Raw genomic sequence first — 14,094 nt, forward strand, 5'->3', positions numbered from 1 at the left:
GGCCATGCAGATTCCCGAAGTATCCGATCGACGCCACCTCGAGTGTGACGTCCTCGTCGTAGGCGGTGGCACGGCGGGCACGATGGCCGCGCTGACGGCGGCCAGCAACGGGGCCTCCGTCCTGATCATGGAGAAGGCGCACGTCCGCCACTCGGGCGCCCTGGCCATGGGCATGGACGGCGTCAACAACGCCGTCGTCCCGGGCAAGGCGACCCCCGAGGACTACGTGGCCGACATCACCGTCGCGAACGACGGCATCGTCAACCAGCGCACCATCTACCAGACCGCGACCCGCGGCTTCGAGATGGTGCAGCGCCTGGAGTCCTACGGGGTCAAGTTCGAGAAGGACGAGCACGACGAGTACGCCGTCCGCAAGGTGCACCGCTCCGGCAGCTACGTCCTCCCGATGCCCGAGGGCAAGGAGGTCAAGAAGGTCCTCTACCGCGAGCTCCGGTCGCGCAACGTACGTTCCCACGTCACCATGACCAACCGGCTCATGCCGGTCCGGATCCTCACCGTGGACGGGCGGGCGGTCGGTGCCGTCGGCTTCGACACCCGGACCGGCGAGTTCGTGACCGTGTCGGCCGGGGCGGTGATCCTCGCCGCCGGTGCCGCTGGTCGACTGGGCCTGCCCGCCAGCGGATACCTCTACGGGACGTACGAGAACCCCACGAACGCCGGTGACGGCTACGCCATGGCCTACCACGCCGGCGCGGAGCTGTCGGGCATCGAGTGCTTCCAGATCAACCCGCTGATCAAGGACTACAACGGCCCGGCCTGCGCCTACGTGGCCAACCCGTTCGGCGGCTACCAGGTCAACGGCGAAGGCAACCGCTTCGTCGACTGCGACTACTGGTCCGGGCAGATGATGGCGGAGGTCAAGCGAGAGCTGGAGAGCTCGCGCGGACCCATCTACCTGAAGCTGAGCCACCTCCCGGACGCGACGATCAGTGAGATCGAGGGCATCCTCCACACCACCGAGCGCCCCACCCGCGGGACGTTCCACGAGGGTCGCGGGACGAACTACCGGGATCGCGACATCGAGATGCACATCTCGGAGATCGGGCTGTGCAGCGGCCACTCCGCATCGGGTGTCTGGGTGGACGAGCACGCCAGGACCACCGTTCCGGGCCTCTACGCCGCAGGCGACATGGCGCTGGTCCCGCACAACTACATGATCGGCGCCTTCGTGTACGGCGACATCGCCGGCGAGGACGCGGCGACCTTCGCCAGGTCGGCGTCCCACCCGGAGCTGCCCGAGGACCAGATCGAGGCCGCGCACGAGCTGATCTACCGGCCGGCGTCCAACCCGGACGGGCCGCCGCAGCCTCAGGTCGAGTACAAGCTGCGCCGCTTCGTCAACGACTACCTGCAGCCTCCCAAGACGGAGCGCTACCTTTCCCTGGGTGTCGAGGCGTTCGAACGCATGCGCACCGACATCGCGCAGATGGGCGCTCGCACGCCACACGAGCTGATGCGTTGTGCCGAGGTCAGCTTCATCCGGGACTGCGCGGAGATGGCGGCCCGGTCCTCCCTCGAGCGCACCGAGAGCCGGTGGGGGCTCTACCACGCCCGCGACGACATCCCCCAGCAGGACGACGCGAGCTGGTTCTGCCACCTCAACCTCAGCAAGGACCCCGCGACCGCGGGGATGACGTTCGCGCGGCGGCCCGTGGCCCCCTACATCGTGCCCGTACCGGGGTTCGTGCGACCCGACGGTGTTCCGGACGCGCTCGCCCCGCAGGGCGTCGAGCTGGCGGAGGCATGGCGATGAGCGCCCCGAACGCGCGCATCCTCGCCCTGCTCGAGCTGGTCGACGAGGCCCCGTCCGCACAGGAGCTCGAGCCCTATCTCCAGAGCGACGATCCTGAGGTCCGCCGCACCGCGCTCGCGGTACTCAGCGAGGCAGGTGACGACTGGGAAGAGGCCACGCCGTACTTCGCGGCGGCCCTGACCGACCCGGACGAGGCGGTACGCGAGCGCGCGGCCGACCTGCTGCGTGAGCTGCGTGAGGTGCTCCGGCCCGGCCCGGAGTTCGTGGAGCACCTCCAGGTCGCGACGAGCAGCGACGACGCAGGAACACGGTGCGCCGCAGTCGGTGCACTGTGGCGCCACCGGCTCACGTCGAGTGCCGACCTCCTGCGATACCTGTCCGACCCGGACCCACATGTCCGCCGGGAGGTCGTCCTGGGCTTCGTCTCCCTGGACGACCTCGACGGCCTCGCTGTCGCAGCGCGGGATCCCGAACCCCGGATCCGGATCGCGGCTGCCCGCGGTATCGGAGCGGTCGGTGACCCTCGGGGGATCGCCACGCTCGTCGGGATGCACGACGACGGCGACCACCTTGCTCGTGCTGCGGCCCTGAACGCGCTCGGCGAGACCGGCTGCACCGACGATGCCGCCGGGCTCGCTGTCTCCGCACTGGCGGACACCGCCTGGGAAGTGCGACAGGCGGCCGCCACGGCCCTCATCGAGTCGACGGCTGACGGTGCCGTCGAACCGCTCATCGTCGCTGCCGCTGATCAGAATCTGGATGTCCGCAAGGCCGCCGTCAAGGCCCTGACCCCCCGCCTGTCCCAGCACCCAGACGTGCGCGAGGCACTGCTTCGCGCCCAAGGAGATGCGGACGCCGACGTCCGTGCCTTCGCCCGCATCGCCCTGGAATCCGAAGCCGACTTCCCTTCCTGAGAGGAATCATCCATGGCTCACGCAACATCCCGTTCCGACGTGCCGGTCGTGATCGACGAGGAGAAGTGCATCGATGGGTGCACGCTCTGCGTCGACATGTGCCCGCTGGACTCGCTGGCGATCAACCCCGACTCGGGCAAGGCCTACATGCACGTCGACGAGTGCTGGTACTGCGGCCCCTGCGCCGCCCGCTGCCCCGTCGACGCCGTGACCGTCAACATCCCGTACCTGCTGCGCTGAGGAGGAGACCGTGAACATCACCAGGATGGCGGCCTGTACCGCCGTGCTCGTCCTGACCGGCGGCGTCCTCGCCGGCTGTGCCGGCGCTGCCGCCGGCGACACCGTCGTGGTCGCCGTCGGATACCAGTCCAAGACCATCAACACCGTCACGGCCGGCACACTGATGCGCGAGCTGGAGCTGCTCGAGAAGCATCTGGACGAGGCGTCGCAGAAGAGCGGGAAGACCTACGAGATCAGCTGGCACGACTTCGCCTCAGGACCCCCGCTCACCGCCGAGATGATCGCCGAGAAGGTCGACATCGGCTCCATGGGTGACTACCCCTTGTCGGTCAACGGGGCCAAGTCGGCGACACTCGGATCTGCCAAGACCCGGTGGGTCAGCGTCACCGGCTACAACCTGGACGGCGCGCTCAACCAGATCGTGGTCCCCACGGACTCCACGGCGACCACCCTGGACGACCTGGACGGCCAGGTCGTCTCGACGAGCCTCGGTTCGACCGCGCACGGCAACCTCGTCCGGGCGCTCGACGGCGCAGGCCTGTCGCCCGAGGACGTCGACATCCTCGGCCAGGACCCGCCCGTGGGCATGACCTCGCTGGAGTCGAAGCAGGTCGCCGCGCTGGCGCAGTTCGTCCCGTTCCCGCAGAAGGCGGTCTTCGAGGGTACCGGCAGGCTCCTGCACGACGGCAGGACCGGAACCCCCACGTTCCACGGGGTGGTGGCGAACGAGAAGTACAGCGAGGAGAACCCGGAGGTCATGACGGCCTTCCTCGCGGCCCAGAAAGAAGCGACCGAGTACCTGCAGGAGCATCCCCTCGACGCCGCGGAGAAGGTCGCCGCCGCGACCGGGCTGCCTCCCGAGCTCGTCTACCTCTACAACGGACCGAACGGTGCGGTCACCTTCGACCTGACGATCAAGCCGCAGCTGATCGACGCCGTCGAGCAGGGCCTGCCGTTCCTGAAGGAGCTCGGCTCGCTGGAGGAGCTCGACGTCGACGCGTTCGTCGACGAGGGTCCGCTCCAGGAGGTCTACGGCGCCGACTACGCGACGGTGCGGGCCGACACGGCGAATGCCTCCGCGATCACCGGTCACGACGAGGTCTGCGACCGTGAGGTCGAGGAGGCGGCGACCGCGTCGGAGGCCTGGCCGGCGGGGAGCGCCACCACCGAGGTCGCAGCGACGCCCACGTGCCTGCTGATGCTGGTCGCCCAGGGCGGGGAGTACCGCTCGCTGTACGTCCCGGACACGGCGTCGGGAACGCGGATCTTCGGGCAGTTCGCCACCTGGGTGATGGACCCGGCCCTCGGCGAGACCGAGAAGATGCTTCCGTTCGCCACGGTCGGAGACGCGGACGCCTACGCGGCGGAGCACGCGGGTGCCGAGGTGCTGGAGTACGACGAAGCCCTCGAGGGCGTGTGAGCGCCATGACCACCACACAGGAACGGGCGCTTCCCGCTGTCGAGGCTGCCGAAGTGCCGCTCGTCGAGCGAGTCCTTCCCCCGCCCGGCGGCGGCCGACTGGCCACCGTGGCAGCCAGGTCGCTCCCGGTCGTCCCGATCGTCGGTGCGGTGCTGGCCTGGCACCTGCTGACCTGGTACGACGTGATCGCCTGGGTGCGGTTCGACAAGATCCCCGGGCCACTGGACGTCTACCACTCGCTGGGTGCGCAGCTGGGGACGGCCGAGTTCCGCCAGCATGTCGTCTCGAGCCTGCGAAGGATCCTGTCCGGGTTCGTGCTCGCCGGCCTGGTGGGGGTCGTCGTGGGGATCGGGATCGGCCGGTCGAAGGCCGTCGCGGCCCTGTTGCGCCCCCTGATCGAGATCGCCCGCCCGATTCCTGCGATCGCGCTCGTCCCCCTCGCGATCCTGCTGTTCCCGACCAGCGAGCAGGGCATCGTGTTCATCACCTTCTTCGCGGCGGTCTTCCCGGTCACGGTGGCCACCATCCACGCCATGAAGACGCTGCCCCTGGTCTGGATGGACGCAGCCTCGACCCTCGGTGCGAAGAGACGACAGGTCCTCTTCCACATCGTGCTCCCGGGTGCCATGCCGGCGATCTTCTCCGGTCTGTCGGTCAGCATGGGGGTGGCCTGGATCTGTGTCATCAGTGCCGAGATGATCTCCGGCCAGTTCGGCGTCGGCTACTGGACCTGGATGTCCTACTCGCTGCTCGACTACGCGGGCGTCGTCGCCGGGATGCTGACCATCGGAGCGATGGGGTTCACCACGTCCTGGCTGATCGAGCGCCTCGGCCGCCGGGTGAACCGCTGGCTTCCGGGGGAGGCGCGATGAGCCCCGCGGCGATCACCACCACCGACGCCGGCGCACCCGTCGACCTCGACCACATCCGGATCGACTACCCGGACGGTCCCGCCGCGGAGGTCGATCTGAGGGTCGAACCCGGTGAGATCGTCATGCTCCTCGGCCCTTCGGGCTGCGGCAAGTCGACGATCCTGCGAGCTCTCGCGGGCTTGCAGCCGATCGCAGCAGGCGCCGCGAGCATCGACGGCCTGGTCCACAACGGCCCGGAAGCCCACTGCGCGATGGTGTTCCAGGAGGACGCGCTGCTGCCGTGGCGCACGGCCCGGCGGAACGTCGAGTTCGCGCTGGCGATGCGCGGGGTTCCGCGACGGGAGCGCAAGCAGCTCGCACTCGAGCTGCTGGACCAGGTGGGCCTGACGCCGTTCGCCGATCACCTGCCCAAGGAGCTCTCCGGCGGCATGCGCCAGCGCGTCCAGCTCGCGCGAACCCTTGCCGCAGAGCCGCGGGTGCTGCTCATGGACGAGCCGTTCGGCGCCCTCGACGCCCAGACGCGGCTCGACATGCAAAGGCTGCTGATCTCGGTGTGGCAGCAGCGACGCACCACCGTCCTCTTCGTGACGCACGACGTCGAGGAGGCCCTGCTGCTCGCCGACCGGGTCGTCGTCCTGACACCGCGCCCGGCCCGGGTCGCGCGGATCGTCGCCGTGGCCCGCCCTCGAGACCCCGACGCCCAGCTGCAACCGGAGTTCGCGCGGCAGAGCAAGGAGATCCTCGCGCTGCTCGGCCACGGGCAGCTTCCCTCCACTGAAGACCTGAAGGACTGAGACATGACCTACGTCATCGGAGCCCCGTGCATCGACGTCACCGACCGCGCCTGTGTCGACGAGTGCCCCGTGGACTGCATCTACATCGGCGAACGCAGCGCGTACATCAACCCCGACGAGTGCATCGACTGCAGTGCCTGTGAACCCGTCTGCCCGGCCGAGGCGATCTTCCAGGCCGACGACGCGCTGGAGGAGGAGCTCGCCTTCGTGGAGGACAACGCCCGCTTCTTCACCGAGGTGCTGCCCGGACGGCCAGCGCCCGTGGGCAACCCCGGTGGGGCCGCGGACGTCGGTGACATCGGCGTGGACACCCCTCTCGTGACCGGGACACCTGCCCGATGAGCACCGAGCGGATCGACCGGGTCGTCGTCCGGTTCGCCGGCGACTCGGGCGACGGCATGCAGCTCGTCGGGGATCGCTTCACCGGGCAGGCAGCCGCGTTCGGCAACGACCTGGCGACGTTCCCCAGCTTTCCGGCGGAGATCCGAGCACCGCAGGGCACGGTGCACGGCGTCTCCTCGTTCCAGGTCCACTTCGCCAGCAGCGACATCCTCACCCCCGGCGACGCTCCCGACGTGCTCGTGGCGATGAACCCCGCGGCGCTCCGGGCCAATACCGCCGACGTCCCGGTGGGCGGTGTCGTGATCGTCGATCCCGACGAGTTCACCAAGCGCAACATCGCCAAGGCCGGATACGCGTCGGACCCCCTCAGTGACGGGTCTCTCGCCCATCTCACGATCCATCAGGTCACCATGGGCGCACTGACCCTCGGGGCTGTCAGCGAGCTCGGCCTCGGGCGCAAGGAGGCCCTGCGGTGCCGGAACCTCTTCGCGCTGGGGCTCCTGTCCTGGATGTACGGACGGCCGACCGAGGTGGTGGAGGACTACCTGCGGCAGAAGTTCGCGAAGAAGCCGCTGGTGGCGCAGGCGAACGTCCTCGCCTTCCGAGCCGGCTGGAACTTCGGTGAGACGACGGAGATGTTCGCCGTCAGCTACGAGGTGCCGGCCGCAGCGCTTCCCGCGGGAACCTACCGGCACGTGAGCGGCAACGCGGCGCTCGCTCTGGGCATCATCGCTGCGGGATGGGTGTCCGGGATGAAGGTGGTGCTGGGCACCTACCCCATCACCCCTGCCTCCGACATCCTGCACGAGCTCGCGAAGCACAAGAACTTCCCGGTGCTCACCATCCAGGCCGAGGACGAGATCTCCGCGGTCGGTGCTGCCCTCGGTGCCTCGTTCGGCGGAGCGCTCGGCGTCACCACGACCTCCGGGCCCGGTCTCGCCCTCAAGTCGGAGACGATCGGCCTCGCGGTGATGGCCGAGCTCCCGCTGCTCGTCGTCGATGTCCAGCGAGGTGGGCCCTCGACCGGGCTGCCCACGAAGACGGAGCAGGCAGACCTCCTCCAGGCGATGTTCGGTCGGCACGGCGAGTCGCCGGTCGCGGTCGTGGCGCCCAGCACGCCGGCGGACTGTTTCGACGCCGCCCTGGAGGCGGCCCGGATCGCCGTCACCTACCGGACCCCTGTTCTCCTCCTGTCCGACGGAGCCCTCGCCAACGGCGCAGAACCGTGGCGACTTCCCGAGATCGACGAGCTGGCAGACATCCGTCCCGACTTCTCGACGGAACCCAACGCGGCGGACGGGAGCGGGACCCACTGGCCCTACCTCCGGGACGACGAGACGCTGGCCCGTGCGTGGGCGATCCCCGGCACCCCCGGGCTGCAGCACCGCATCGGCGGTCTGGAGAAGGCCGCTGACACCGGCGCCATCTCCTACGACCCGGCCAACCACGAGTTCATGGTGCGGCTGCGCCAGCAGAAGATCGCCGGCATCGACGTCGCGGACCTCGACGTCCACGATCCCTCCCCGGCAACCACCCGGACACTGGTCCTCGGCTGGGGCTCCACCTTCGGCCCCATCCAGGACGCGTGCCGTCGGCTGGCCGCGCGGGGAGTCTCCGTCGCCCATGCCCACCTGCGGCACCTCAACCCGTTCCCGGCCAACCTCGACGAGGTCCTCGCCCGGTACGAGCGCGTCATCGTCCCCGAGATGAACCTCGGTCAGCTGGCGCTCCTTCTCCGGGGTCGTGGGGCCACGCATCTGATCAGCCACACCCAGGTCACCGGACAGCCGTTCAAGGCGGGCGACCTGGAGGCGGCGGTGCTCGCATACATGGAAGGAGCCGCGGCATGACCACGCTCGACGAACCGGTCCAGGTCGAGGAGGAGCAGCAGCCGATCTCGGGACTCGCGCTCGTGCCCCGCGGACCGCAGGGACAGAAGCCCGCGGACTACCGGTCCGACCAGGAGGTGCGCTGGTGCCCGGGCTGCGGGGACTACATCATCCTCAGCACGGTGCAGGCGATGCTCCCGACTCTCGGCCTGCAGAAGGAGAACCTGGTCTTCGTCTCGGGCATCGGGTGCTCGAGCCGGTTCCCCTACTACCTCGACACCTACGGGATGCACTCCATCCACGGCCGCGCACCCGCGATCGCCACCGGGCTGGCGGTCGCCCGCCCTGATCTGTCCGTCTGGGTCATCACCGGCGACGGGGACGCGCTGTCGATCGGCGGCAACCACCTGATCCACGCGCTGCGCAGGAACGTCAACATCACCGTCCTGCTGTTCAACAACCGCGTGTACGGCCTCACCAAGGGCCAGTACTCACCGACCAGCAACCAGGGGATGGTGACCAAGTCGAGCCCTCTCGGCGCGCCGGACGCGCCCTTCAACCCGGTCTCGCTGGCACTGGGGGCCGAGGCGTCCTTCGTCGCCCGTGCGCTCGACTCCGACCGAGAAGGTCTCGCCGACGTGCTCCGGCAGGCGGCGGAGCATCGGGGAGCCTCCCTGGTCGAGATCTACCAGAACTGCCCCATCTTCAACGACGGCGCCTTCGACGTCCTGAAGCAGCCCGGGAGCGACCGTCACCTCGTCAGGCTGGTGCCGGGGAGTCCCGTCGGTCTGGGCGAGCTGGACGACCAGGGGCGGCACTCCCACCTGGTCGTCCGGGAGGGCGGCGCCCTGCGCGTCGTCGCCCGGGACGAGGCAGATCCCGCCCAGGTGCTGGTCCACGACCCGGCGGACCCGGACCCGACCACCGCCTTCGCCCTCTCGCGGCTCTCCACCCAGGACCTGTCGCACGTCGTCACGGGCGTCTTCCGGGCGGTGTCTCGTCCCGCCTACGACGACGACGTCCGTCGCCAGGGCGAGGACGCGAGCAAGGCCAGCCCTCCAGACCTGGAGGACCTCATCTTCGACGGAGACGTGTGGAGCGTCCCTAGCCACCGAGGAGCCAGCGCATGAGCATGACCGAAGTGATCCCGCTCGCCGACGACGTCCAGGCCGCCCTGGCAACCGTCCTCGATCCGGAGATAGGTCGGCCGATCACCGAGCTCGGCATGGTGCGTGACGTGGCGATCGACGGCGGTGACGTCACCGTCACGGTGGTCCTCACCGTCGCCGGCTGCCCGATGAAGGACCGCATCACGCGGGAGGTGACTGCTGCGGTCGAGGTCCTTCCGCGGGTCGAGGCAGTGCATGTCGAGCTCGGCGTGATGACGGACCAGCAGCGTGGTGACCTGCGTGAGCTCCTCCGCGGCGGATCAGCGGAGCCGACCATTCCTTTCGCCGCCGCCGACTCGACCACCAAGGTGTACTGCATCGCCTCGGCCAAGGGCGGCGTGGGCAAGTCCAGCGTCACGGCCAACATCGCCGCCGATCTCGCCCGGCGCGGACTGCGCGTCGGGGTGATCGACGCCGACATCTACGGCCACAGCATCCCGCGTGCCCTGGGGACGACCGCGGCCCCGACGCAGGTCGACCGCATGCTGATGCCGCCGACGGGCCACGGGGTGAAGGTCATCTCGATGGGGATGTTCACCGAGGGGAACGCGCCCGTCATGTGGCGCGGGCCGATGCTCCACCGAGCCCTGCAGCAGTTCTTCGTCGATGTCTACTGGGGCGAGCTGGACGTCCTGCTCATCGACATGCCGCCCGGCACCGGTGACATCACCATCTCCCTGGCACAGCTCCTGCCGCACGCCGAGTACCTCGTCGTCACCACGCCCCACCTGGCCGCGGCCGAGGTGGCGGAGCGCGCCGGCACCGTCGCGAAGGAGACCAAGCAACGTGTCCTCGGGGTCATCGAGAACATGGCCTGGGCCGAGCTTCCCGACGGCCGACGGTGGACACCCTTCGGCGAAGGTGGAGGTGCCGCCGTGGCCGCGACCCTGACACGAGAGCTCGGCTACGTCGTGCCGCTCGTCGGTCAGGTGCCCATCGAGCCGGGCATCGGCACCGGAGGCGACCGGGGCGTGCCCGTGGTGCTCGAGGGCGCTGACCCGATCCCTGCCGCGGAGTCGCTGCGAGCCATCGGCGGCTGGCTCGCGAACCAGGTCGCCAGGCCGTTGCGCTCGCTGCCGTTCGTTGGTAGCACCACCGGGGGCTGCTGCTCGTCGGGCATGTGCGCCACCTGCTGACCAACCGCCCAGCGCCGGCACCCTGGCCGTGCGGACTCGCGGGCTGAGCGTCGTCCTGGAGGTGCCCACCGGCCAGGTGATCGGACTGCTCGGCCCGTCCGGCTCGGGCAAGACCCGAGGTGCTCGAGCGGACCTGAGACCACGGTCCGACGGCGTCAGGGCCGCGACGAGAACCTCTCCAGCAGGTCGGCGTGACCCGAGCACACGAGGAGGTCGTTGGCGCTGACCCTCGTCTCCGGCGTTGCGTACGCGAAGTCGATGCCCGGGGACTTCACGCCGATGACCGTCACGCCGTACTTCTTGCGGACGTCCGACTGCGCGAGCGTGAACCCCTGCATCTCGCGCGGAGGGCGCATCTTGACGATCGTGAAACCGTCCTCCACCTCGATGTAGTCGAGCATCTTGCCGCTGACCAGGTGAGCGACGCGCGTTCCGGCGTCGGACTCCGGGAAGACCACATGGTGCGCGCCGATGCGCGTCAGGATGCGGCCGTGCTCCGCCGAGACCGCCTTGGCCCAGATCTGCGGCGTGCCCAGGTCGACCAGGTTGCCGGCGATGAGCACCGATGCCTCGAGCTCCGTGCCCACCCCCACCACGACCACGCCGAAGTCCCGTGCGCCGAGCTGTTCCAGCGCCTCCGGGTTCGAGGCGTCGGCCTCCACGACGGGGAGCCGGCCCGACCACTGGGCGACGAGCCGGTCGTCGGTCTCCACGGCGAGCACGTCCTGTCCCAACCGGTCGAGCGTCGTCGCGAGGGACGAGCCGAAGCGGCCCAGCCCGATGACGAGCACCCCGGCGTCCCGCTCAGGTGCCTTCTTGTCTGCCACGAAGTCCTCTTCCTCCCATACCACCCGGACCTGTTGTCGGGTGAGCCTGCGGTTCCGTTGCGGGCGGTGACCTTGCTCCTCACCCGATCACCGGGCGCTCCTCGGGGAAGCGTACGACCCGTCGCCGGTCCCGCAGGGCGATCGCGCCGAGCACGGAGATCGTGCCCACCCGCCCGAGGTACATCAGGGCGCACAGGACGTACTTGCCGGCGTCCGGCAGGTCCCCGGTGATCCCTGTCGACAGCCCCACGGTGGCGAACGCCGAGATCACCTCGAACAGGATCTCCGACAGCGAGAAGTCGGTGATCCGCAGCAGGGCGATGCAGGATGCCAGCACCATGGTCGCGCCGATGAACACGACCGCGATGGACAGCCGCAGCGTGTCGCGGGGGATGCGCCGCCCGAAGACGTCGATGTCCCGGTCGCCGCGGGCCTCGGCGAGGATCGCGAGGAGCATCACGGCAAGGGTGGTGACCTTGATGCCCCCGGCGGTCGACGCCGAGCCGCCACCCACGAACATCAGGGCGTCGGTGACCAGCCACGTCTCGGGGTTCATCGCACCGGTGTCGACGGTGTTGAACCCGCCGGAACGAGGCATGACCGCGGCGAACGCCGCCGACAGCACCTTCGTCGGGACGTCCTGCTCGCCCAGCGTGCGGGGGTTCGCCCACTCCATGGCCCCGATCACCACGAAGCCCGCCACGAACAGGGCGACGCTCGTGGTCACGGTGAGCTTGGTGTGCAGCGACAGGTGCCGGATCCACTGCTGTCCGTAGCGTCGGGAGTGGAGCAGGTTGAGCATCACGGGGAAGCCGAGCGCGCCGATGAACACGCCCAGCATGATCGGCACCACGACCATCCAGTCCGCGGCGTAGGGGACCAGGCCCTCCGGGGTCGGGACGAATCCTGCGTTGTTGAAGGCGGACACGCCGTAGAACACGGCGTGCCACACGGCGCTGCCGATGCTCTCGCCGAGTGCCAGGAACCGGGGGAGCAGGACGGTTGCGATGGCGATCTCGATCGACGTCGAGACCAGGATGATGATGCGGATGAGGTCGCCGACCTGCCCGAGCCGTGACGTGCCCGTCTTCGTCTCCGAGGCCGTGAGCAGCTTCTGCGTCAGCCCGATGCGGCGTGACACCGCCATACCGAGCAGCGAGGCGATCGTCATCACGCCCAGCCCGCCGACCTTGATCCCGACCAGGATGACGGCGCGGCCGTACTCCGACCAGTACAGGCCGGTGTCGACCACGACGAGCCCCGTGATGCAGACGGCCGACGTCGCCGTGAAAAGGGCGTCCACGAAGCGGGCGCCGGTGCCCGAGGCGGTCGCCCACGGTGGCAGGAGCAGCAGGGTGAAGATGGTGATGACGGCACCGAAGACGGTCATCGCCAGCCGGGCCGGGTACTCGCGGGCGGTGCGGTCGACCCACTCGCGCAGCGTCACACCGCGATTCCGCCACCTCGTCGCCACCGACCGGTTCCTCCGTCGTCTCATCCGCCAGGCGTCGGGCCCAGCCTGCCACGGGTTCGGCTACGGTGGCGGGATGTCCGTCGCCCGGCTGCTCTGGAGTCCTGAGCTCCTGACCTACGACTTCGGCAACGGGCATCCGATGGCGCCGGCGCGGCTCGACCTCACGATGCAGCTCGTCGAGGCGTTCGGTCTGCTGGAGGAGCCGTCGCTCGAGGTGGTGCGGATCCCGCCGAGCAGCGACCAGCTCGTGCTGACGGTGCACGACGAGGACTACGTCGCCGCGGTGCGGCGCGCTGCCCGTGCCGGTGGACCGGACCTGGCCCGCGGGCTCGGCACCGAGGACAACCCGATCTTCGCCACGATGCACGAGGCGGCGTCCCGTCTGGTCAGCGCCTCGGTGGCGGCCGCGGAGAGCGTGTGGGCCGGGGCGACGCAGCACGGTGTGAACGTCGCCGGGGGGATGCACCACGCGCGCCGCGCGGCCGCCTCCGGGTTCTGCCTCTACAACGACGCCGCAGCCGCGGTGCAGCGGCTGCTCGACCTCGGAGCCGAGCGGGTCGCGTACGTGGACCTGGACGCCCACCACGGTGACGGGGTCGAGTCGATCTTCTGGGACGACCCCCGGGTGCTGACGCTGTCGGTGCACCAGGACGGCCACACGCTCTTCCCGGGGACCGGCAACCCGGCGGACACCGGTGGCTCCACGGCGGACTGCTCGGCGGTGAACGTCGCGCTGCCGCCTCGCACCGACTCGGCACGCTGGCTTCGCGCCGTCGACGCGGTCATGCCGCTGGTCCTGCGTGAGTTCCGGCCTGACGCGATCGTCTCCCAGCACGGCACGGACGCCCACGGCAACGACCCGCTGACCGACCTGAACGTGGGGATCGACGCGCAGGTGACGGCCGCGTCCTGGGTGCACGCCCTGGCCCACGAGCTGTGCGAGGGCCGGTGGGTCGCGCTCGGCGGCGGAGGGTACGCCGTCGTCGACGTCGTGCCGTTGGTGTGGACCGCGCTCGTGGCCGAGGCCGCCCACGTGCCCATCGCCCCGGGGACGCCGCTGCCCGAGCCGTGGCGTGCTGCGGTGGAGAGGATGTCGGGGCTCGACGCCGCGCGGAACCTCGGCCGGGGGGACGTGGCGTGGCGACCGTGGAGCGAGGGGTACGACCCGTCCGACGCCGTGGACCGAGCCGTCCTGGCGACCCGTCGGCACGTCTTCCCAGGGCTCGGGCTCGACCCCTTCCTCGACTGACGGTTCGGGGCACCCATCGATTTCGGGTACTCTGGGGGACGGACTTTTTCGCGT

At 69.8% G+C, this 14,094-nt stretch carries 13 protein-coding genes; 11 read left to right on the top strand and 2 right to left on the bottom strand.

Translation table 11 applies throughout. The features are described 5' to 3' along the window. Positions 1 to 4 precede the first annotated feature (4 nt). The 10 genes from PZC42_RS02940 to PZC42_RS02985 are packed head-to-tail and all read left to right on the top strand — an operon-like array spanning position 5 to position 10,490. Positions 5 to 1,774, top strand: a complete 1,770-nt coding sequence (locus PZC42_RS02940) for a fumarate reductase/succinate dehydrogenase flavoprotein subunit (protein ID WP_277208211.1) — start codon at positions 5 to 7, stop codon at positions 1,772 to 1,774. Next, on the top strand, positions 1,771 to 2,688 hold the full coding sequence (locus tag PZC42_RS02945) for a HEAT repeat domain-containing protein (protein ID WP_277208214.1): 918 nt from the start codon (positions 1,771 to 1,773) through the stop codon (positions 2,686 to 2,688). Before PZC42_RS02940 ends, PZC42_RS02945 begins: the two co-directional genes overlap by 4 nt. Before the next feature lie 12 nt (positions 2,689 to 2,700). Then, entirely contained in the window at positions 2,701 to 2,928 is a 228-nt protein-coding gene (locus tag PZC42_RS02950; protein ID WP_277208216.1) for a 4Fe-4S dicluster domain-containing protein, read from the top strand. A 10-nt stretch (positions 2,929 to 2,938) separates the two neighbouring features. Continuing rightward, a complete protein-coding gene (locus tag PZC42_RS02955) occupies positions 2,939 to 4,348 on the top strand; it encodes an ABC transporter substrate-binding protein (RefSeq protein ID WP_277208219.1) in 1,410 nt (469 codons plus the stop codon). A gap of 5 nt (positions 4,349 to 4,353) precedes the next feature. Beyond that, positions 4,354 to 5,220: an ABC transporter permease gene (locus tag PZC42_RS02960; RefSeq protein WP_277208222.1), complete on the top strand. Its 867-nt coding sequence runs from the start codon at positions 4,354 to 4,356 to the stop codon at positions 5,218 to 5,220. After that, a complete protein-coding gene (locus PZC42_RS02965; RefSeq protein WP_277208224.1) occupies positions 5,217 to 6,014 on the top strand; it encodes an ABC transporter ATP-binding protein in 798 nt (265 codons plus the stop codon). The genes PZC42_RS02960 and PZC42_RS02965 overlap by 4 nt, the downstream gene beginning before the upstream one ends. Positions 6,015 to 6,017: 3 nt before the next feature. Then, positions 6,018 to 6,356 (top strand): ferredoxin, encoded by a 339-nt coding sequence (gene fdxA / locus PZC42_RS02970; RefSeq protein ID WP_277208225.1) that lies wholly within the window; start codon positions 6,018 to 6,020, stop codon positions 6,354 to 6,356. Continuing rightward, the gene (locus tag PZC42_RS02975; RefSeq protein WP_277208228.1) at positions 6,353 to 8,206 is read left to right on the top strand and encodes a 2-oxoacid:acceptor oxidoreductase subunit alpha; all 1,854 of its coding nucleotides are present in this window, start codon (positions 6,353 to 6,355) and stop codon (positions 8,204 to 8,206) included. The genes fdxA and PZC42_RS02975 overlap by 4 nt, the downstream gene beginning before the upstream one ends. Continuing rightward, positions 8,203 to 9,315: a 2-oxoacid:ferredoxin oxidoreductase subunit beta gene (locus PZC42_RS02980; protein WP_277208229.1), complete on the top strand. Its 1,113-nt coding sequence runs from the start codon at positions 8,203 to 8,205 to the stop codon at positions 9,313 to 9,315. Before PZC42_RS02975 ends, PZC42_RS02980 begins: the two co-directional genes overlap by 4 nt. Beyond that, a complete protein-coding gene (locus PZC42_RS02985; RefSeq protein ID WP_277208231.1) occupies positions 9,312 to 10,490 on the top strand; it encodes an Mrp/NBP35 family ATP-binding protein in 1,179 nt (392 codons plus the stop codon). Before PZC42_RS02980 ends, PZC42_RS02985 begins: the two co-directional genes overlap by 4 nt. Before the next feature lie 155 nt (positions 10,491 to 10,645). Here the strand turns inward: PZC42_RS02985 and PZC42_RS02990 are convergent, their stop codons facing one another. Together PZC42_RS02990 and PZC42_RS02995 are read right to left on the bottom strand one after the other, a co-directional pair. After that, positions 10,646 to 11,317 carry a potassium channel family protein gene (locus PZC42_RS02990; RefSeq protein ID WP_277208232.1) on the bottom strand — a complete coding sequence of 224 codons (672 nt, stop codon included), beginning with the start codon at positions 11,315 to 11,317 and terminating at the stop codon, positions 10,646 to 10,648. A 79-nt stretch (positions 11,318 to 11,396) separates the two neighbouring features. After that, a complete protein-coding gene (locus PZC42_RS02995) occupies positions 11,397 to 12,815 on the bottom strand; it encodes a TrkH family potassium uptake protein (RefSeq protein WP_438802892.1) in 1,419 nt (472 codons plus the stop codon). 49 nt (positions 12,816 to 12,864) lie between these two features. On the opposite strand from PZC42_RS02995, the gene PZC42_RS03000 reads away from it, so the two are divergent. After that, the gene (locus tag PZC42_RS03000) at positions 12,865 to 14,040 is read left to right on the top strand and encodes an acetoin utilization protein AcuC (RefSeq protein WP_277208236.1); all 1,176 of its coding nucleotides are present in this window, start codon (positions 12,865 to 12,867) and stop codon (positions 14,038 to 14,040) included. Positions 14,041 to 14,094 lie beyond the last annotated feature (54 nt).

The organism is Isoptericola croceus (assembly GCF_029382255.1).
GTDB classification, from domain to species: Bacteria; Actinomycetota; Actinomycetes; order Actinomycetales; family Cellulomonadaceae; genus Isoptericola; species Isoptericola croceus.